General features: G+C 39.0%; 22 protein-coding genes and 1 tRNA gene. 12 read left to right on the top strand and 11 right to left on the bottom strand.

Annotated elements, in window-relative coordinates:
- Positions 1-7: 7 nt before the first annotated feature.
- The gene (locus ACIQZ2_RS05830) at positions 8-880 is read left to right on the top strand and encodes a pirin family protein (protein ID WP_395767909.1); all 873 of its coding nucleotides are present in this window, start codon (positions 8-10) and stop codon (positions 878-880) included.
- Positions 881-952: 72 nt separating this feature from the next.
- Here the strand turns inward: ACIQZ2_RS05830 and ACIQZ2_RS05825 are convergent, their stop codons facing one another.
- Positions 953-1,348 carry a DUF3127 domain-containing protein gene (locus tag ACIQZ2_RS05825; protein WP_395767908.1) on the bottom strand — a complete coding sequence of 132 codons (396 nt, stop codon included), beginning with the start codon at positions 1,346-1,348 and terminating at the stop codon, positions 953-955.
- 71 nt (positions 1,349-1,419) lie between these two features.
- Between ACIQZ2_RS05825 and ACIQZ2_RS05820 the strand changes: the two genes are divergently transcribed.
- Positions 1,420-1,503 (top strand) — tRNA-Leu (locus ACIQZ2_RS05820).
- A 35-nt stretch (positions 1,504-1,538) separates the two neighbouring features.
- Positions 1,539-2,528 carry a rhodanese-related sulfurtransferase gene (locus ACIQZ2_RS05815; protein ID WP_395767952.1) on the top strand — a complete coding sequence of 330 codons (990 nt, stop codon included), beginning with the start codon at positions 1,539-1,541 and terminating at the stop codon, positions 2,526-2,528.
- Between the two features lie 8 nt (positions 2,529-2,536).
- Here the strand turns inward: ACIQZ2_RS05815 and ACIQZ2_RS05810 are convergent, their stop codons facing one another.
- From ACIQZ2_RS05810 to ACIQZ2_RS05800, 3 genes are read right to left on the bottom strand one after another with little or no spacing between them, the layout of a single operon-like run.
- Positions 2,537-2,869 (bottom strand): iron chaperone, encoded by a 333-nt coding sequence (locus ACIQZ2_RS05810; protein ID WP_395767907.1) that lies wholly within the window; start codon positions 2,867-2,869, stop codon positions 2,537-2,539.
- Positions 2,870-2,872: 3 nt separating this feature from the next.
- A complete protein-coding gene (locus ACIQZ2_RS05805) occupies positions 2,873-3,199 on the bottom strand; it encodes a DUF2834 domain-containing protein (protein WP_395767906.1) in 327 nt (108 codons plus the stop codon).
- Positions 3,196-3,648, bottom strand: coding sequence for a hypothetical protein (locus ACIQZ2_RS05800; RefSeq protein WP_395767905.1), 453 nt, complete (start codon positions 3,646-3,648; stop codon positions 3,196-3,198). Before ACIQZ2_RS05800 ends, ACIQZ2_RS05805 begins: the two co-directional genes overlap by 4 nt.
- 41 nt (positions 3,649-3,689) lie before the next feature.
- Between ACIQZ2_RS05800 and ACIQZ2_RS05795 the strand changes: the two genes are divergently transcribed.
- Positions 3,690-4,568 (top strand): nucleoside phosphorylase, encoded by an 879-nt coding sequence (locus ACIQZ2_RS05795; RefSeq protein WP_395767904.1) that lies wholly within the window; start codon positions 3,690-3,692, stop codon positions 4,566-4,568.
- Here ACIQZ2_RS05795 and ACIQZ2_RS05790 read toward each other — a convergent pair.
- Entirely contained in the window at positions 4,522-5,019 is a 498-nt protein-coding gene (locus ACIQZ2_RS05790; RefSeq protein WP_395767903.1) for a GNAT family N-acetyltransferase, read from the bottom strand. The two genes, ACIQZ2_RS05795 and ACIQZ2_RS05790, sit on opposite strands and share 47 nt — an antisense overlap.
- 51 nt (positions 5,020-5,070) lie before the next feature.
- Here ACIQZ2_RS05790 and surE point away from each other — a divergent pair, with 51 nt between their 5' ends.
- Complete coding sequence (gene surE / locus ACIQZ2_RS05785) at positions 5,071-5,838, top strand: 5'/3'-nucleotidase SurE (protein ID WP_395767902.1); 768 nt, start codon at positions 5,071-5,073, stop codon at positions 5,836-5,838.
- Here surE and ACIQZ2_RS05780 read toward each other — a convergent pair.
- Positions 5,809-6,366: an NUDIX domain-containing protein gene (locus tag ACIQZ2_RS05780; protein WP_395767901.1), complete on the bottom strand. Its 558-nt coding sequence runs from the start codon at positions 6,364-6,366 to the stop codon at positions 5,809-5,811. The two genes, surE and ACIQZ2_RS05780, sit on opposite strands and share 30 nt — an antisense overlap.
- Before the next feature lie 37 nt (positions 6,367-6,403).
- On the opposite strand from ACIQZ2_RS05780, the gene ACIQZ2_RS05775 reads away from it, so the two are divergent.
- A complete protein-coding gene (locus ACIQZ2_RS05775) occupies positions 6,404-7,378 on the top strand; it encodes a cation diffusion facilitator family transporter (RefSeq protein WP_395767900.1) in 975 nt (324 codons plus the stop codon).
- Here ACIQZ2_RS05775 and ACIQZ2_RS05770 read toward each other — a convergent pair.
- From ACIQZ2_RS05770 to ACIQZ2_RS05760, 3 genes are read right to left on the bottom strand one after another with little or no spacing between them, the layout of a single operon-like run.
- Complete coding sequence (locus ACIQZ2_RS05770) at positions 7,375-8,061, bottom strand: SDR family NAD(P)-dependent oxidoreductase (protein WP_395767899.1); 687 nt, start codon at positions 8,059-8,061, stop codon at positions 7,375-7,377. The genes ACIQZ2_RS05775 and ACIQZ2_RS05770 overlap by 4 nt on opposite strands.
- 5 nt (positions 8,062-8,066) lie before the next feature.
- Entirely contained in the window at positions 8,067-8,768 is a 702-nt protein-coding gene (folE, locus tag ACIQZ2_RS05765) for a GTP cyclohydrolase I FolE (protein WP_395767898.1), read from the bottom strand.
- The gene (locus ACIQZ2_RS05760) at positions 8,728-9,150 is read right to left on the bottom strand and encodes a 6-pyruvoyl trahydropterin synthase family protein (protein ID WP_395767897.1); all 423 of its coding nucleotides are present in this window, start codon (positions 9,148-9,150) and stop codon (positions 8,728-8,730) included. The genes folE and ACIQZ2_RS05760 overlap by 41 nt, the downstream gene beginning before the upstream one ends.
- 80 nt (positions 9,151-9,230) lie before the next feature.
- Here ACIQZ2_RS05760 and ACIQZ2_RS05755 point away from each other — a divergent pair, with 80 nt between their 5' ends.
- From ACIQZ2_RS05755 to ACIQZ2_RS05740, 4 genes are all read left to right on the top strand, one after another.
- Positions 9,231-10,583 (top strand): Gfo/Idh/MocA family protein, encoded by a 1,353-nt coding sequence (locus ACIQZ2_RS05755; RefSeq protein WP_395767896.1) that lies wholly within the window; start codon positions 9,231-9,233, stop codon positions 10,581-10,583.
- 4 nt (positions 10,584-10,587) lie between these two features.
- Positions 10,588-11,784, top strand: coding sequence for a sugar MFS transporter (locus tag ACIQZ2_RS05750; RefSeq protein ID WP_395767895.1), 1,197 nt, complete (start codon positions 10,588-10,590; stop codon positions 11,782-11,784).
- A gap of 68 nt (positions 11,785-11,852) precedes the next feature.
- Positions 11,853-13,850 (top strand): (E)-4-hydroxy-3-methylbut-2-enyl-diphosphate synthase, encoded by a 1,998-nt coding sequence (ispG, locus tag ACIQZ2_RS05745; RefSeq protein WP_395767894.1) that lies wholly within the window; start codon positions 11,853-11,855, stop codon positions 13,848-13,850.
- 2 nt (positions 13,851-13,852) lie between these two features.
- Positions 13,853-14,041 carry a DUF6728 family protein gene (locus ACIQZ2_RS05740; RefSeq protein WP_395767893.1) on the top strand — a complete coding sequence of 63 codons (189 nt, stop codon included), beginning with the start codon at positions 13,853-13,855 and terminating at the stop codon, positions 14,039-14,041.
- Here the strand turns inward: ACIQZ2_RS05740 and ACIQZ2_RS05735 are convergent, their stop codons facing one another.
- The gene (locus ACIQZ2_RS05735; RefSeq protein ID WP_395767892.1) at positions 14,042-15,088 is read right to left on the bottom strand and encodes a thioredoxin family protein; all 1,047 of its coding nucleotides are present in this window, start codon (positions 15,086-15,088) and stop codon (positions 14,042-14,044) included.
- A 9-nt stretch (positions 15,089-15,097) separates the two neighbouring features.
- Positions 15,098-15,448: a gliding motility protein GldC gene (gldC, locus tag ACIQZ2_RS05730; RefSeq protein ID WP_395767891.1), complete on the bottom strand. Its 351-nt coding sequence runs from the start codon at positions 15,446-15,448 to the stop codon at positions 15,098-15,100.
- 80 nt (positions 15,449-15,528) lie between these two features.
- Between gldC and ACIQZ2_RS05725 the strand changes: the two genes are divergently transcribed.
- Together ACIQZ2_RS05725 and ACIQZ2_RS05720 are read left to right on the top strand one after the other, a co-directional pair.
- Positions 15,529-16,782 (top strand): competence/damage-inducible protein A, encoded by a 1,254-nt coding sequence (locus tag ACIQZ2_RS05725; protein WP_395767890.1) that lies wholly within the window; start codon positions 15,529-15,531, stop codon positions 16,780-16,782.
- A 1-nt stretch (position 16,783) separates the two neighbouring features.
- Positions 16,784-18,055 (top strand): dihydrolipoamide acetyltransferase family protein, encoded by a 1,272-nt coding sequence (locus ACIQZ2_RS05720; RefSeq protein WP_395767889.1) that lies wholly within the window; start codon positions 16,784-16,786, stop codon positions 18,053-18,055.
- The last annotated feature ends 14 nt before the right edge of the window (positions 18,056-18,069 follow it).

Here is an 18,069-nt window from a genome sequence, read left to right as displayed (position 1 = left end):
TATCAATATGTCAATCAAAGCTATCGAGGCGGTGTATCCTCCTGGTCCTGCTCACTTCGTAGGAGATGGATTTCGTGTTCATAATTTTATACCCAGTCGGCATGGTCTCGATATGCAACGAATGACGCCATTTATCATGATGGATTATGGCGCAAAATTTCATTTCCCCCCTTCTGATGCCCCTAGAGGTGTTGGTGTACACCCTCATCGTGGTTTTGAAACGGTTACGATAGCTTATAAAGGCCGTGTTGCCCATCATGATAGCGCAGGTGGTGGTGGAATAATTGGCGAAGGTGATGTTCAATGGATGACAGCAGCTTCAGGAGTTCTGCATAAAGAGTACCATGAAGAATCATTTAGTCAAACGGGAGGCGATTTTCAGATGGTGCAATTGTGGGTAAATTTACCTTCAAAAGATAAAATGTCGGCACCCAAATATCAGGCTATTGAAAATACATCAATTCCTAAAGTGCTTGTAGATAATGGATATGTCGAGGTAATTGCCGGCACATTTAATGGTTTAGACGGCATAGCTTCCACATTTACTCCCATTCATTTGTTTAATGCACATTTGCAAGCAGGTGGAAAGACGGTATTTTCTTTTCCAGCTAATTACAATACATGTTTAATTGTTGTAGAAGGTGAAATTAAGGTTAATGATTCCGATGAATGGGTAAATCAAGATCATTTTGTCTTGTTTGAAAACGAAGGTGAAAATTTTCAAATTGAGGCAAATGAAAAATCTATTGTTTTAATCCTGAGTGGTGAACCTATTCATGAGCCTATTGCGGCCCATGGACCTTTTGTAATGAATACGCGACAGGAAATTATGCAAGCTTTTCACGATTTTGAAGCTGGTAAATTTGGGGTCTTAGATTAAATTAAAAAAGCTGCGAAAAATGCAGCTTTTTTAATTATCAGCGTCCAATGACCAACGTCTAGCGTCTAAAGTCTAGAAAGGTAAATCATCACCACTCTCAGCGGCTAATGGAGGGAAATTATTGGCTGGAGCTGCCGCCGTCGCTGATGGTGCCCATCCTGCATTATCTTGAGTAGGTGCTGGTGCAGAAGCGCCCGAACGATCTAGGCGATACGCGCGAATCTCGGTATACCAGCGCTCATTATATTCTCTAGATTCCACATTGAATTGAACTTTCACAATTTCGCCTTCTTGTATCGGTGCCAAATCTTGCGTTTTATCTCCCCAAACCGACATACATACTTTTTTAGGGTATTGATCCTGTGTCTCTAAAACAAACTCTTGTTTAACCCAGTTTGTTCCATTTCTGCCTGTTCCTGTAACCTCAGACATTTTCTTAATAAGTTTTCCGCTTAGTTCTAAAGCCATTACTTGATGTTTTTGAATGATTGAATTGTTGGCAAGTAAGTAAATATTTGGTAATTTTGCTAACCGTTTTTGGCGATGTGGTGAAATTGGTAGACACGCTACTTTGAGGTGGTAGTGCCGCTTTAGGTATGGGAGTTCGAATCTCCCCATCGTCACGAAATTTTTGTTTAATCTGTAAATCATGTTGAAGATGAAGCCTTACAGTGTCTTACTTTACTATAACTATACGCCTATTCCCAATCCAGAGGAATATCGTGTCAAACACCATCTTTTTTGTATTGAAAATAACCTGCTCGGGCGCGTAATTGTTGCCGCAGAAGGTTTAAATGGAACGATTTCGGGCCTGAAGGCCGACTGTGACGCCTACATGCGATGGCTTGAAAACGATCCCATTTTTGCTGGAACAGATTTTGATTTCAAAATAGAATCTCACGATAACCATACGTTTAATAAGCTTCATGTTCGCGTGAAAGCAGAAATTGTTCATTCTGACTTACCGGTGAATCCACGCATTAAGACGGGTAAACATCTTAAGCCGAAGGAATTTAAGGAGATGTTGAAAAACGATCCCTATGTAGTCTTAGTCGATATGCGTTCTAATTATGAGCATGAGTTGGGTAAGTTCAAAGGTGCCTATACCTTCGATATGGAGAATTTACGTGATTTACCTGAGCATGTACAAGAGATTGAACATTTGAAAGGTAAAAAGGTGATTACGTATTGTACAGGTGGGATTAAGTGTGAAAAAGCGTCAGCTTATTTGTTGGAGAAAGGTTTTGAGAATGTGTACCAACTCCACGGTGGGATAATTAAATATGGTTTGGAGGAAGGTGGTGAAGACTTTGATGGTTCTTGCTATGTGTTTGATAACCGGGTAGCCACACAAGTTAATTCAGTTAATCCAGCGATTATATCAACATGTTTTGTTTGTCAAGAAGCATCTGACCACATGGTGAATTGTGCTAATCCGGAATGCAATGAGCATTTAGCGATTTGCCCCAGTTGCTTGAAGAAAATGGAGGGTGCGTGCTCACAAGCATGTAAAGAACATCCGCGAAAGCGTCCTTACAATGAAAAAGGATATTATTCCAAAAATTCGGTGGGTTATTCTCCGGAACTTGGGTTCAAGTCCTTTGGCAGAAATGAAAAAATTGAAAAGAAAAAAATGGCTCAATCATGAGCCATTTTTTATTTATTTACTTCCTCGACACGGAATCGTGTAATATCCTTAATTAATTCCAAGGGCATGGGTAAATGATACGGGAACTTTACAGCTCCTTTAGACCCTTCAAAAGCATTTAATCGTTCTTGAAAAACCACCAAGGGTTTCGGCGTGGGATAAAATCCCAAGTGATTGTTCCAGGCTGCAAAGTGAACCAAGTTCTTTTTGTATTTGAAAGTAGGCATTCCATACGCCATGATTTCTTCCGTTCCCTCTGGAACAACGGATCGAATGGCATCTCGCACTTCGCGTAAGATTTTCTGCGTGGCTTCCGGAAATGTATTGATGTATTCTTCCATAAATTAGGCTAATTGACGATGTCTGACAAACAAAAATAATGGGAAGGCAAATGCGAAGCCTATCAAAACAGTTGCCGCTAGGTAAAGGTAAAGGTATTTCAATTTAATGCGCATTCCTTCCACGAGCATAAAAAAGGTTCCAGCAATGGCGCCTGTCCAAAAATCACATGTTAAACTTCTGGCGTACGAATTTGGAGTCCAGGTACTTTTAACGAAATCGATGACATCAAAATTTCCTTGATTCGCTTGCATGCCTTCGAAAACATAATAAAAAGTAATACCGCCGCCGAGTATTGAAAGGACTAAATAGAGGTAATGTGCGTTTTTCATTGTATTGATTTTAAAGTGATTTTTCTTCCACGTAATTCGATGATATCATTTACTTGTTTACCCATTAATAATTCCCCAAGGGGTGAGTCGGCAGAAATGGCATAAAATGCTGTCTCTCCGCATGTTAGTTTGCCTAGACCAACGGAAACGTAATAGTTTTCGGCATCCGTGGTAATGAAACTGCCAATTCCTATGCGCGTCTTATTTTCAATTAGACTGATTCGTTGCATTTGGGTTAATTGATTCTTTTGCATATCCAACGCCGCACTAATTTTATCCATTTCCCGTTGCATCATTTCTCTGCCCGTTTCAAACTTATCGCCTGCACTACTTTTGGTGTCAGAATCACGAGATTCTTTGGCCAACAGAAAATCTTTTCTCCCCTGCTCCATCCGCTTTTCTAGATGTTGGAGAATAACTGAATGAATTTCTGACTTCGTACAAACCATATAAATGAAATAGTTTTCGAAAATTATCAATAATTTCGCGGATGACCTATTTCTCACCGACTGACCTAATCATAAATCCAGATGGTAGTTCCTATCATTTAGCGATTCGTCCGGATCAAGTACCAGACCAACTTATACTCGTTGGCGATCCTGAACGGGTTCCCAAAGTCTCCCAATATTTTGATCGGATTGACACAAAAATACATAAGCGTGAGTTTGTGAGTCATTTTGGTGAACTGGGTGGTCAACGAGTTGGTGTTATTTCCAGTGGTATTGGAGCGGATAATGTGGAGATTGTGTTGAATGAATTAGATGCGTTGGTGAATATAGATTTTGAGTCACGCCTGGAGAAATCAGTTAAAAAATCCTTGAATCTGATTCGTATAGGTACTTCTGGGAGTATCCAATCTGATATACCTGTAGATACTTTTTTAGTTTCGGAGGCGGCCATTGGCTTTGATAATTTGGCTCAGTTTTATGGATTTGAATCTGAAAAAATGCTTTCATCTGATAGTTTAGCGGATTGGTGCAAATCAATTCATTATCCATTACCTGTTTATGGCGCACGAGCAAGTGAACTGCTCATTTCAAAATTCAAAGCTATTCAATTGCATGGGTATACCCTAACGGCCCCTGGTTTTTATGCGCCACAAGGAAGGACTGTTCGTATGAATTCTATGTTGCCCAATTTCTTGCAGGACGTTGCAGCAAATGCATTTGATGGTCATTTGATTACTAATATTGAGATGGAAACCGCTGCCTATTATGCATTTGCAGCTACGATGGGACATGAAATGATTTCGCTTAATGCCATTTTAGCGAATCGAATAACACATGAATTTTCAAAAGATCCAGAAGGTCAGATTCAAAAACTTATTGAGCTGACTCTAGATTCAATTGCATCACATAATCGTCCATAACATAACCATTACCTATATCTAGGACCATTTCTTTAGCTCGGAAAAATCCCATTTTTTCGTAAAACTGAACAGCTGAATTGAATTTATTTACGTTTAATTCAATCTGCTTCACTCCTGCTTTTAATCCGAATTCTTTAATGAATGCAATGATTTGACTTCCGACGCCTTTTGATTTTTGGTCTGGATCAAGATAGATTTTGTGCAATTTCATTTTGCTGGGTTCTGAAATTTCCATCGCGAAATATCCAATCACTAGATCTACTTCTACGGCCAAAAAAAACGCTATCTGTGAACCGATTTGTTTCATTAAAACTTCTGTTCCATACATCATGTCCAACATGTAAATGGTTTGTTCCTCAGTTAAAATATGGCCGTAGGTGGGACGCCATGCTTTTTCAGCGATTCGTTGGATAACTGGTATATCAGAAATGACTGCTTTTCGGAAATGCATAGACTAATTTAATGCGCGCAAATTTGTAAATTGCTTGCAAATATACAATCTATGAAGCCACTTATTTTAATTGCTAATGATGATTCTATTTCATCCAAAGGTATTCGCGTTTTGACCGAAATAATGTCGGAGTTGGGTGAGGTAGTTGTCATTGCCCCGGATACCCATCAATCCGGCATGGGACATGCCATTACGATGGGTGTTCCTTTGCGTGTAACCCAAACGCAAGATTTTGGTTCACTGGTGAAATCATATAAATGTTCAGGAACGCCGGCTGATTGTGTTAAAATTGGAAAGCATTTGATTTTAAAGGATCGTACCATAGATTTGGTTGTTTCTGGGATTAATCATGGTTCCAATGCCTCAATTTCTGTATTGTATTCAGGAACCATGTCGGCAGCCATCGAAGCAGCCATGGAAGGAATTCCTGCGATTGGTTTTTCATTATGCGATTTTAAATCAGATGCCGATTTTAGTCATTGTCATGATTTTATCATAAAGATAAGCCAACAAGTTTTGGCGCATGGTTTGCCTAAAGGCTTGACCTTAAATGTAAATTTTCCTGCGAAATCGGATGTCGCTCCAAAGGGTATCAAAGTGGTTAAACAAGCTGATGCTGTATATCGTGAGCGTTTTGCAGAGCGTAAGGATCCCTATGGTCAGTCTTATTATTGGATGGATGGAGATATCGAGCATTTCGATAAAGGGAATAATACAGACCTGGATGCGCTAGAAGAAAATTACGTCAGCATTGTTCCCATTAAATATGACTTGACCGATTATGACGAATTACGTGAGATGCAATCTTGGGACCTTTAAGGCATAGGTTAATAAAGTAGTTATCGATAAGATATCTTTAATTTCCCCGTTTAATGCCATATTGATGGCTTCTTGAACGGGGATTTTTTTGATTTGTAATTTTTCAGTTTCCTCAGGTTCAGCCTCTGAGATTTGTAATCCAGTGGCTAAATACATACTAGCTCTTTCATCTGTAACCGAATTTGAGAGGTAATTTTCGCCTAACAAACTCCACTGAGTAGCCACCAAGCCCGTTTCCTCCTTTAACTCGCGTTTGGCGGCATCTAATGGCGATTCATTCAAGCAACCGCCTTCTGGCAATTCCCATGAATAAGCATTAATGGTGTATCGGAATTGGCCCACTAAATAGGTGTAGCCTTCTGCATCAAGTGGTAAAATTGCGATAGCATGGTTTTTAAAATGCACTTTCCCGTAAATCCCTGGACTACCATTCGGTTTGATTACCTCATGATGTTCTAATCGAATCCAATCATTTTCGTAAGGAGTACGTATGCTTACTGTTTTCCAAGGGTTTATTTCCTGTTCCATTCGACAAAAATACTATCTTTGCTGAGATATTTATTACATGAAACAAAGGCTAATTATTTTCTCGTTTGTATTGAGCTTGCTGATTATGTCAGCCAAGTTCTATGCTTATTATGCGACGGGTTCAACGGCCGTTTTAACTGATGCATTGGAATCCATAATTAATGTGGTTGCCGCTGCATTTGCTTATTATTCAGTTTATTTGGCTTCTCTTCCGAGGGATTTAAATCATCCTTATGGTCACGGAAAGATTGAATTTTTTGCCTCTGGATTAGAGGGCGTTTTGATATTGTTAGCCGCTGCCTATATATTCCTTCATGCTTCACAGCATTTAATTGCAAAGCCAACTTTAACTTCAATGGACCTTGGATTAAGTGTTTCCCTTATTTCTGCCATATTAAATGGATTAATGGGCTTCTATTTAGTTCGGGCCGGGAAGTCTTCTCATTCACCAGCTTTGGTTGCGGATGGTAAGCATTTAACCTTAGATGCCTACAATGGAGTGCTTATTGTAGCTGCCATTGCATTAACTTTATTTACCGACTGGATTTGGGTAGATGGAGTTGCTTCAATTCTCTTTGCTCTGCTCATGTGCTGGCAAGGAATTCGATTGATAAGAGAGGCCGTGGCGGCATTGATGGACGAAACCAACCCTGCTGTGTTCAATAAAGTTATCGATTGGATTATGCAACATCAAAAGCCAACTTGGATTGATTTGCATAATCTACGGATTCAACAATATGGCGGTGATTTACATATTGATTGTCATCTTACCCTACCGAGGTATTGGGATTTAAATCGGGTTCATGATGAAATTCATGATTTCGAGGTAACGATGGCAGAAGTATTTCCAACAGAAATTGAGATTTTTGTGCACGTGGATCCTTGTTTAGATGCCTGCTGTTCGCATTGTGAAATATTGGATTGCGCAATTAGAAGCCAGGCGTTTACCAACAAGATTGAATGGAATGCCAAAAACATGGCTTTAAACCAAAAACACTTCAACGAACTTTAAGCCGGTTTCAAACTACCCATACCGCCGTCAACCCCAATAATTTGACCTGTAATCCACGAATTCTCTGGATCTAACAAGAAATAGGTAAGGTTTGCAATATCCTTAGATTCGCCTACGCGTCCTAAGGGATGACGTTTACCACTTGCCTCTATTTTTTCTGGTGAATTAAGTAAAGCTGCAGCTAAGGGTGTATTTGTTAATGAAGGTGCAATGGCATTTACACGTATGTGAAGGGAGGATAATTCTGCCGCAAGTGAGCGCGTAAGTCCCTCAATCGCACCTTTTGAACTAGCAATTGATGCATGAAATCCCATGCCAGTTTGTACAGCAACTGTACTGTACATGACGATGGAACCGCCGCCATTTTGTTTTAGATTAGGTAAATAGGTTTGAATCACTTTTACAGCGCCGAGTACATTGATTTGAAAGTCTGACTGGAAATCCGCTTGGGTTAGTCGGTGAAAAGGTTTCAATACAATACTTCCTGGGCTGTAGACAATGCCTGCTATCGGTCCCTCGATTGTTGGTAATGAATCTTCAGAAGCAGCATCCCAAACATGATTTTCGCATGCTGGATTTTCTGAACGAGCAATATTGATTACACGATGCCCAGCACCAATTAATTTGGTGGCAGTAGCCTCACCAATGCCATGACTGGCGCCTACAATGATATAAGTTCCCAAATTGCTTAGTTGTGAAGTGAGTCTAAAAATTCACGCTTAGTATTATCTTCTTGAAATTTACCTCCGTAATAAGAGGTAATGGTCGATGTCGCATCATCTTTAACGCCTCTAGAAGAAACGCACAAGTGTTTTGCATCAATGAAAACAGCCACATGCTCGGTCTTTAAAACTCGCTGTAAGTATTTAGCGATTTGCATGGTTAAACGCTCTTGGACTTGTGGACGTTTTGCAAAATATTGTACAATGCGATTCAATTTTGATAAACCAATTACTTGTCCAGATGAAATATAGGCAATGTGGGTTTTTCCCATGATGGGTACAAAGTGATGCTCGCAGTTTGAGTAAAAACTGATGTTCTTCTCAATTAGCATTTCATTATAGCCGAATTTATTTTCAAATAAAGCTACTTTAGGTTCATTGGCAGGATTTAATCCATTAAAGATCTCTTCCACATACATTTTAGCTACACGCTTTGGTGTGCCACGTAATGAGTCATCTGTTAAGTCTAAACCTAAAGTCAACATAATCTCACGAAAGTGAGACTCAATTTTAGCAATCTTTTCTGCATCAGAAAGAACAAAAGCATCCTCCCTCATCGGTGTTTCGATTGAGGTGGCTACGTGATTGTCTCCAATTTCTTCGTCTGTCAACAAGAAACGGTCGGTATCAATTAGCAGGGAATTCAACGAAATTTCTTTCTGTTTCATATAATTTAATTTTTATATCTAACTCATCTGATATGTTAGGTCTTAATTTATTGTAAATCACAAGGGCAATGTTTTCTGCCGTTGGATTTAAATTGGCGAACTCAGGCACATCTAAATTTAAATTTCGATGGTCAAATTTTTTACAAACTTCTTTTTGTATTAAATCCGACAATACCTTGGTATCGATAACATAACCAGTTTCGGGATTAATTGTTCCCGTAACTTGAATAATTAATTCATAATTATGCCCATGGTAGTTTGGATTGTTGCATAAACCGAAAATTTCCTTGTTTTTATCGTCGCTCCAAGCGGCGTTATGTAAACGGTGGGCAGCATTAAAATGCTCTTTACGGAAAATACTTACTTTAGGTTGCTCGCTCATTTTTTTATAAATCTTATAAATTTACAAGAGTAATTTCATTAAATTTCATTTTCAACATCTAAAAACCTATTTATAAATTAATGAAACGGAGAAATTTTATTGCCAAATCTCTTGTCTATACTTCGGGAACAGCGTTATTGCCCCATTTGTCTCAAGGACAAACTATACAACAAACAAAAGTACGATTAGGTTTCATCGGTGTTGGTCTTCGTGGAAGAAATCACCTTGAAATGGCGTTATATCGAGACGATGTGGAGGTTGTTGCGATTTGTGACATTGATCCCAATGCCATCCAGATTGCTCAAAAGATGATTACAGACAAAGGTCGAAAAGCAGCTGTAAGTTACCAAAAGGGGGATCATGATTTCGAAAACTTAGCCAAACGTTCAGATATTGATGGTGTTGTTATTGCCACCCCATGGGAATGGCATGTTCCAATGGCCCTCGAAGTGATGAAACAAGGTAAGTATGCTGGCGTAGAGGTTTCGGCCACCGTAACACTGCAGGAATCTTGGGATTTAGTCAATATGTACGAGAAGACAGGTTCTCATTGCATGATTTTGGAGAATGTATGTTATCGACGAGATGTCATGGCAACCTTAAATATGGTTAGACAGGGTATGTTCGGTACATTATCTCACGTACAATGTGGTTACCAACATGATTTGAGAGAAGTTAAATTCAATGATGGTAAACAAGCCTATGGTGGAGGTGTTGAATTTGGTGCTAAAGGTTTCTCTGAGGCGAAGTGGCGTACGCAACATTCCATAGATCGTAATGGTGACCTCTATCCCACGCATGGCTTGGGTCCTGTGGCTGAAATGTTAAATATTAACCGCGGAAATCAATTTGCTTATTTAACATCCATGGCATCGCCTGCTTTGGGATTACATCAATACATTGAAGAGAAAGGTGGTAAAGATCATCCGAATGCGAAAGTGAATTTCAAATGTGGCGATATCGTTCAAACGATGATTAAATGTCATAATGGGGAAACCATTTTGATCACGCACGATACAAATTTACCACGGCCTTACTCTTTGGGATTCCGTGTTCAAGGAACGAAAGGAATTTGGATGGACGACAATAAGTCTATTTACCTTGAAGGTATTTCTGCCAAACCACACCGCTGGGAAGAGTTTAAGAGTTACCAAGAAAAGTATGATCATCCTTTGTGGAAAGCTCGTGCAGCTGATGCAGAAAATGCAGGTCACGGGGGGATTGATTTCTTTGTGCTAAGAGCATTTATCGAATCAATCAAGGCAAAAGTAGCTCCTCCAATCGATGTGTATGATGCAGCGGCTTGGTCTGCTATTTCTCCTCTATCTGAGGAGTCGATTGCCAAAGGCTCCGCTCCTATTCAAATACCAGATTTCACTCGTGGAAAATGGAAAACCAATAAACCAATTTTTGCTTTAAACGATCAATACTAAACCTATGACTAATTCTAAACAATCCAATGGCCCATTAATCATGATCGGAATACTCTTTTTTGTATTCGGATTCGTAACCTGGGTGAATTCGGTGCTTATCGCATTTTTTAAAAAGGCCTTCGATTTAAATAATTTTGAATCTTTATTGGTGACATCCGCTTTTTTTATTTCCTATTTTGTCATGGCAATTCCCTCTTCTTGGGTTTTAGCTAAAACCGGTTTTAAAAATGGTATGTCTTTCGGTTTGTTAGCCATGGCGATTGGAACCATTTTATTTATTCCCGCCGCACAAGTAGCTAATTATCCCTTATTTTTACTAGGCTTATTCGTTATAGGAACAGGATTGGCTTTATTACAAACAGCCTCAAATCCCTATGTGACGATTTTGGGTCCTTCTGAAAGTGCAGCCCAACGAATTTCTGTAATGGGTGTTTGTAACAAAATAGCCGGTATTTTGAGTCAAGTAATTTTTGGAGGTCTATTGTTGACTTCTGAAAAAGAAGCTGTCAAATTAGAAACGGTGATTATGCCTTATGGAATCATGACTGCCATATTAATCGCCTTAGCTCTTTGGGTTCGTTTTTCTTCATTACCTGAAGTAGAAGCTGAAGAAACGAATGAAGAGAAAAGTGCATCGAAATCCAGTGTGTGGGCATATCCAAATTTGGTACTAGGCCTAATTGCCTTCTTTTTATATGTTGGCGTTGAAGTCATCGCAGGTGATACCATTATTAATTATGGCGTTTCTAAAGGGTTTAGTATGGAAGTTGCAAAATCCTTTACGAGCTATACTTTATACGGCATGTTGGCGGGTTACATTGTTGGGATTTTCTTCATTCCAAAATATTTGAGCCAACAAAAAGCATTAAACTATTCAGCTATTTTGGGGATTTTATTTTCTATTGGCGCAGTTGTTTTAGATGGATATTTATCTGTTTTATGTATTGCCTTATTGGGTCTTGCAAATGCTTTAATGTGGCCTGCTTTATGGCCATTGGCGATCCAAGGTTTGGGTAAATTTACCAAGATTGGTTCGGCTTTGATTATCATGATGATTTCGGGTGGAGCTTTGATTCCTTTGGTTTATGGTTCACTTGCCGACAGGCTTGGCGATACCCAGACCGCATATGCGATTATGATTCCGTGCTATTTATTTATTCTTTTTTATGCAACAATTGGGCATAAAAAGAGTTCATGGTAGTAGAAAGATAAATTTTGAAGCCCCATCTTTCCATTGGTAGATGGGGCTTTTCTTTGTAAATTTGTTTTATGGCTCAACTATTTGATTCTCCTAATGCCCATTTAATCATTGATGGTAATCAATACGCTCCGTCGCTTTGGTCTTATCAACGTCGCGAAACGATTCCAGTTCAAATAGGCGATTTATACATGGGTTCGGATTTTCCGATTCGTATTCAGTCCATGACGACAGTGGATACCATGGATACCCAAGGTTCAATTGAGCAATCTATACGAATGATCGATGCGGGGTGTGAATTGGTTCGAATTACAGCGCCATCTGTTAAGGAGGCCCAAAATTTAGAAAATATACGACAAGGTTTACGCGCTAGAGGCTATAACACGCCCCTTGTTGCGGATATTCACTTTACTCCCAATGCTGCAGAATTAGCCGCTCGTATTGTTGAAAAGGTTCGAATAAATCCAGGTAATTACGCTGACAAGAAGCGTTTTGAAACGATTGATTATACCGATTCATCCTATCAAGCTGAGTTGGATCGGATTCGTGATAAATTTTTACCCTTAGTGAAAATTTGTAAAGAATACGGTACAGCCATGCGGATTGGCACTAACCATGGTTCTTTATCTGATCGTATCTTAAGTCGATATGGGGATACGCCTTTAGGTATGGTGGAATCAGCGTTGGAGTTTTTAAGAATTTGTGAAGATGAAAAGTATTCGAACATCGTACTTTCAATGAAATCTTCCAATACCCAAGTGATGGTTGAGGCTTATCGATTGTTAAGTAAGAAATTAGCAGACGGAGGATTTAAAGCTTATCCAATGCACTTAGGAGTTACCGAGGCTGGAGAAGGCGAAGATGGACGGATTAAATCAGCTGTAGGTATTGGTACGCTTTTGGAAGATGGCCTTGGTGATACCATTCGTGTATCTTTAACTGAGGACCCAGAGTTTGAAATTCCAGTTGCTCAAGAATTAATGCGTCGTTACCAGTTTAGGGCAACACATAGTACACCAATTGACCCGATTCACGTTGAAAAACCCTTGATTTCTCCGATTAATCCTTTTGCGTACGAAAGACGTCAAACAAAGGAATTAGCTAATTTTGGTGGACATCAAGTTCCCCGCGTTATTGCCGATTTTTCTCAAATGACTCGAATTCAAATGGAAGATTTGAAATCCATTGGTCATTTCTATCTTCCAGAGCCAGATAAATGGGCAATGAATGATTTGGGGGCTGATTATATTTACACGGGTAAGCATGGCATTGATTTCATGTTGCCCAACGGCCTAAAACAAATTGTTAATGCTGATCATTGGGATGGTCATTCACACGTTTTTCCATTTTTCACGCTTGAACAATGGATAAGTACAAAATCAAGGCATCCAGAATTAAATTTTATTTTAGTTGATGCTGAAGCCGATGCGGGTGATTTATCCACTTTACACGTATCTGATATATCCAAAGCCGTCTTGGTCATTCAATCAAGCAATGCACATCAAATGGCTGCGCTACGTCGTTGTTTTTTTGAATTGCTTAAGTTGAAAGTTCAGGTACCCGTTGTCATTAAATTAGCTTATTCAAACGTCGATGAGAATCAATTGCAATTATTTGCACCCACAGACGCTGGGGGATTATTGATTGACGGTTTTGGTGATGGCATTATGCTTTCCATGCCTTATATGCAAGACAAGAACGCCCTTTTAAATGCTACTGCATTTGGTATCTTGCAAGCAAGTCGTGTTCGTATTTCTAAAACGGAATATATATCCTGCCCTTCTTGTGGACGTACGTTATTCGACCTTCAAGAAACAACGGCAAAAATACGCCAAGTAACTGACCACCTTAAGGGAATCAAAATTGGTATTATGGGTTGTATTGTAAATGGCCCTGGTGAAATGGCTGATGCCGATTATGGTTATGTTGGAATAGGAAAAGATAAGATTGCACTTTATAAGGGCCAGGAAGTTGTTAAAAAATCGGTGCCTGCAGATTCTGCAGTAGATGAGTTAATTTCATTGATTAAAGAACACGGGGACTGGCGAGAGCCGTCTGTAAACGAATAAATATGAGCAGATTAAGAGAACAATTTAAAATAGGCGAAATCTTCACGTATTTCATTCGTGTATTTCAAAAACCTAAACCGGGTGCACCTACAAATTTTAACATTCGCACAATGCACACAATCAATAGAATTTCTATTGTGATGTTTTTGTTTTGCGTGTTGGTAATGCTATATAGAGCATTTCTTCGTTAATTAGCGCATTCCGAATTTGCACCAATTTTCATTCGCGAATTTTAAAGCAGCTTTATCTTTTGTTTTTGATTTAACAAAATCACATAAGTATTGATATTCCTTTGGTCCTGGAGCGCTCGGAAGTTCGTTGATAAGGTTTTCAATCACTTTTATAGCGGCCATTGCCTTTTTTTGTTTAAAAAGCATGTTACTCTCTGCCATCCAGATTCGGCGAACAATTGATCCTTTGTCTATTCCCGCTTTAGCCATTTGCGATTTTAACTTGACTATTTCATTACTGGTTAATTTATTCACTTGAGAACTTGTCAACACAATTTGAAATACATTTTCGTAAATCATTTTAACTAATGATGGTTCTGCGATGCGATTGTATTGTGCTTGATGGCCTACAAAATATTCAAACAAGGTGTTGTTATTATTCATCATAGTGAGCTGCATCATATTTAGCGCACTCTGATTGATGTATTGCGTTGTAGGGAGCACTCTTATTAACTCGTTCACCATTTTGATGTTGGTAGCCGTGTCGGCGGTTATTCGAGCAAATTGGGCATAGTTATTAAGAAAGGCGACACTTCGCTCTCCTGCTTTGAATTTATTGGCAAAATTTGAAGCCTGTTCAGTCGGATTGGCAGCTTTTTGGGCGATCCCGTTTACATTAATAACGGAATTTTCTTTTTCGCCAAATGCTTTTGCTTGTACCAATTTCATTGTTTTGGGATCAAAAAAGAGAAAAGTTGGCGTTGCGTTAATGACAATCTTCAATTTTTGTAGAATCTTTTGATTTTCTGGTTGACGGATATCTAATTGAAAGCTTATAAAACTTGCATTATAAATATTCCCAACCTGAGGCTGAGAAAAAGTTCCTTTAAATGAATTGCAAACGTGGCAATCTGGCGCATATACTTCAACAAATAGTAGTTTGTTTTGCTTTTTAGCTGCATTGATTGCTGTGTTCAAGTTGCTGGTATTGAGGAAGTTAATTCCTTTTTGTGCGAAAGTACTTGAAGTTGAAATTAGTATAAGGGCAATACCTATTATGCTTCTCATGTGATGTATTTATTGGCCTTGAGAGGCCGCTGTAATTTCCTTCTTTAAATTTTGGGATAGTTTTTTACAAACTTGTTCTACTTCTAAAGCAAATTCAGAATCGCCGGTTGCTTGCAATGCGGCATCGCCAACGGTACCCATGATTTCGATGAAAAAACGTTTCATGTCCACTACCTCCATGTCCTTTGTCCACAGAGGTAGTGTTAAAGTACCTTTATGATAGGGGTCCCATGTTGCCACTAAAATTGCTTTAGTCTCCTCGATACCTTCGTTTGGATTATCGGTTGCTGACCAAGATATTTGCTCAGGAATGTTATTGTCGTCTAATTGTATTTTGAAATTGATTTCTGATTGTTTCATTTGGGCTATTGGTTTTTCGATTCATCTGCGTGTTTCCAAACCAAATAAATCGTATTTTCGTACAAAAGTAAGAAAACTAAATGGTTCGAGCAGAAATAATTACCATTGGCGATGAGATTCTCTACGGTCAAATTCTTGACACAAATACGCAGTGGATTAGCTTAGAACTTGACAAGATTGGTATAAAGACCATTAGAAAGTCGTCTGTTGGGGATCAAAAGGATGAAATAGTACAAATTTTAGTTGAGGCACAAAAACGCGCCGATATTGTTTTTATCACTGGCGGACTTGGTCCTACTAAGGATGATTTAACCAAAAAGATTTTAGCTGATTTTTTTGCTTGTCCCCTAGCCCTTCACCCTGATGCTTTACAAGATGTTACTGATTTTTTCGCTAAACGGGGGCGAGAATTAAGTGAACTTAATCGTGATCAAGCATTATTACCTACGAAATGCACCTTCATTCCAAATAAACAAGGAACTGCACCAGCTATGTGGTTCAATGAACTGGAAACGGTTTGGGTGTCAATGCCCGGCGTTCCTTTTGAAATGAAATCCATCATGGAAACAGAGGTTCTGCCTCGGATTAAGGAATTTTTTAAACTTCCAGTTATTGTTCATCAATTAAGGAAGGTGGTGGGAATAGGTGAATCTTATTTGTCTGATTTAATTCAAGATTGGGAATTGCAATTGCCTTCTCATTTAAAGTTGGCCTATTTACCATCATTGGGTATTGTAAAATTGCGTTTGACGGGCTTTGGTAAAGATGAGGATCATCTTAATGCCGACATTGAAGCTGAATTTGAAAAAGTAATGCCATTAATAAAATCCTATGTATTTGGACGTGAACGGGATGAATTAGCAGCTGTTGTAGGTCAAATCTTAATGGATCAACATTCGACCTTAGCCGTAGCAGAAAGCTGTACGGGTGGTTATTTAGCACATCAATTTACACAGTATGCAGGTAGCTCTGCTTATTTTCAAGGGGGAGTAATCAGTTATGCGAATGATGTTAAGATAAAGCAATTGGGTGTTGATGAATTAATAATTAAAAATGAAGGAGCTGTGAGTGAGTCTTGTGTTAAGGCTATGGCCGAAGGTGCTCGAAAACATTTAGGAACTACGTTTGCTTTAGCAACCTCAGGCATTGCAGGTCCTGATGGAGGAACGAAAGACAAGCCAGTAGGAACTATTTGGATTGCATTAGCTCATCCGGATGGTGTTATTGCCAGAAAACTAACGCAAGGGGGTACACGTATGCAAAATATACATTTAAGTTCGTTAACAGCAATAAATTTGTTGCGCAGGTATTTATTAAACGATTTGGCAGAATAATATGGCAATCACAGAAATTATCATGCCCAAGATGGGTGAAAGTATCATGGAAGCGACTGTTTTAAACTGGTTAAAACAGCCGGGTGATTATGTGGAAGCTGATGAGTTTATTTTGGAGGTTGCCACAGATAAAATTGATACTGAGGTTCCATCACCCGTATCAGGTGTTTTAAAAGAAATTTTAATTTCAGAAGGTCAGGTGGCAACTATTGGGAAAGCAATTTGCATCATTGATGCCAATAGCGAAGTAATTGAGGAGAAGAAATCATTTGATGCCTTAGATGTATTTCATACGGAACCAGATTTGGCGGCATTAACTGAATTAAGTTTAGGCCAAAATTTGGATGTTAGTACCGATAAGTCAAATCCTTGGGTTTCCCCTTTGATTAAGCAGATATGCCAACAAGAGAAGGTTTCTCAGCGCGAATTGAGTGAGATTAAAGGTTCTGGCATGGACGGTCGCGTTACGAAAAAGGATGTTTTAAATTACATTGCTGTTCGGAATTCAAAACGCATGATTGCATCAGGAACCTTGAGTCAGGGACCAGGCTTGCGTCTGCCAGGCGATGAAGTTTTTGAAATGGATAGGATGCGCAAGATGATATCTGAAAGGATGTCAGATTCCAAACGAATCTCTCCACATGTCACCTCTTTTTTAGAAGCTGATATTACTGAATTAGTTCAATGGAGGGAACAAAATAAAGCCAAATTTTTAGAAAAATACAAAGAACCGATAACCTATACGCCACTCCTATTTATGGCTACCGCCAAAGCGATTAAGGATTTTCCTGGAATAAATATTTCAGTTGAAGGAAATTATATCGTGCAGCATAAACAAATTAATATCGGAATGGCAGTTGCCTTGCCTAACGGGAACTTGATTGTGCCAGTCATTCACAACGTTGATGAATTATCCTTATTGGATTTGACAAAAAAGGTAAATGATTTATCGAATCGCGCTCGTAAAAATAAATTAACACCGGCCGATTTGGAAGGAGGTACTTATACCATTTCCAATATTGGTGGTTTTGGTAATTTAATGGGAACCCCTATCATAGTGCAGCCGCAGGTTGCCATTATGGCTTTTGGGGTTATTGAAAAGAAACCAGCTGTTATTTTTGGACCTACTGGTGAAGACCAGATTGCTATTCGGCAGAAGATGTTTATTTCACATTCATATGACCACCGAGTTGTGGATGGTTCATTGGGTGGAGGTTTTGTTAAGCGTGTGTCGGATTATTTAGAGAAATTCAATATCGATTTTGATCTATAAATCAAAAAAGGCTA

The sequence above is a fragment of the Aquirufa sp. genome (assembly GCF_044342065.1).
Lineage (GTDB): Bacteria > Bacteroidota > Bacteroidia > Cytophagales > Spirosomataceae > Aquirufa.
This window is presented reverse-complemented; position numbering and strand designations above follow the sequence as displayed.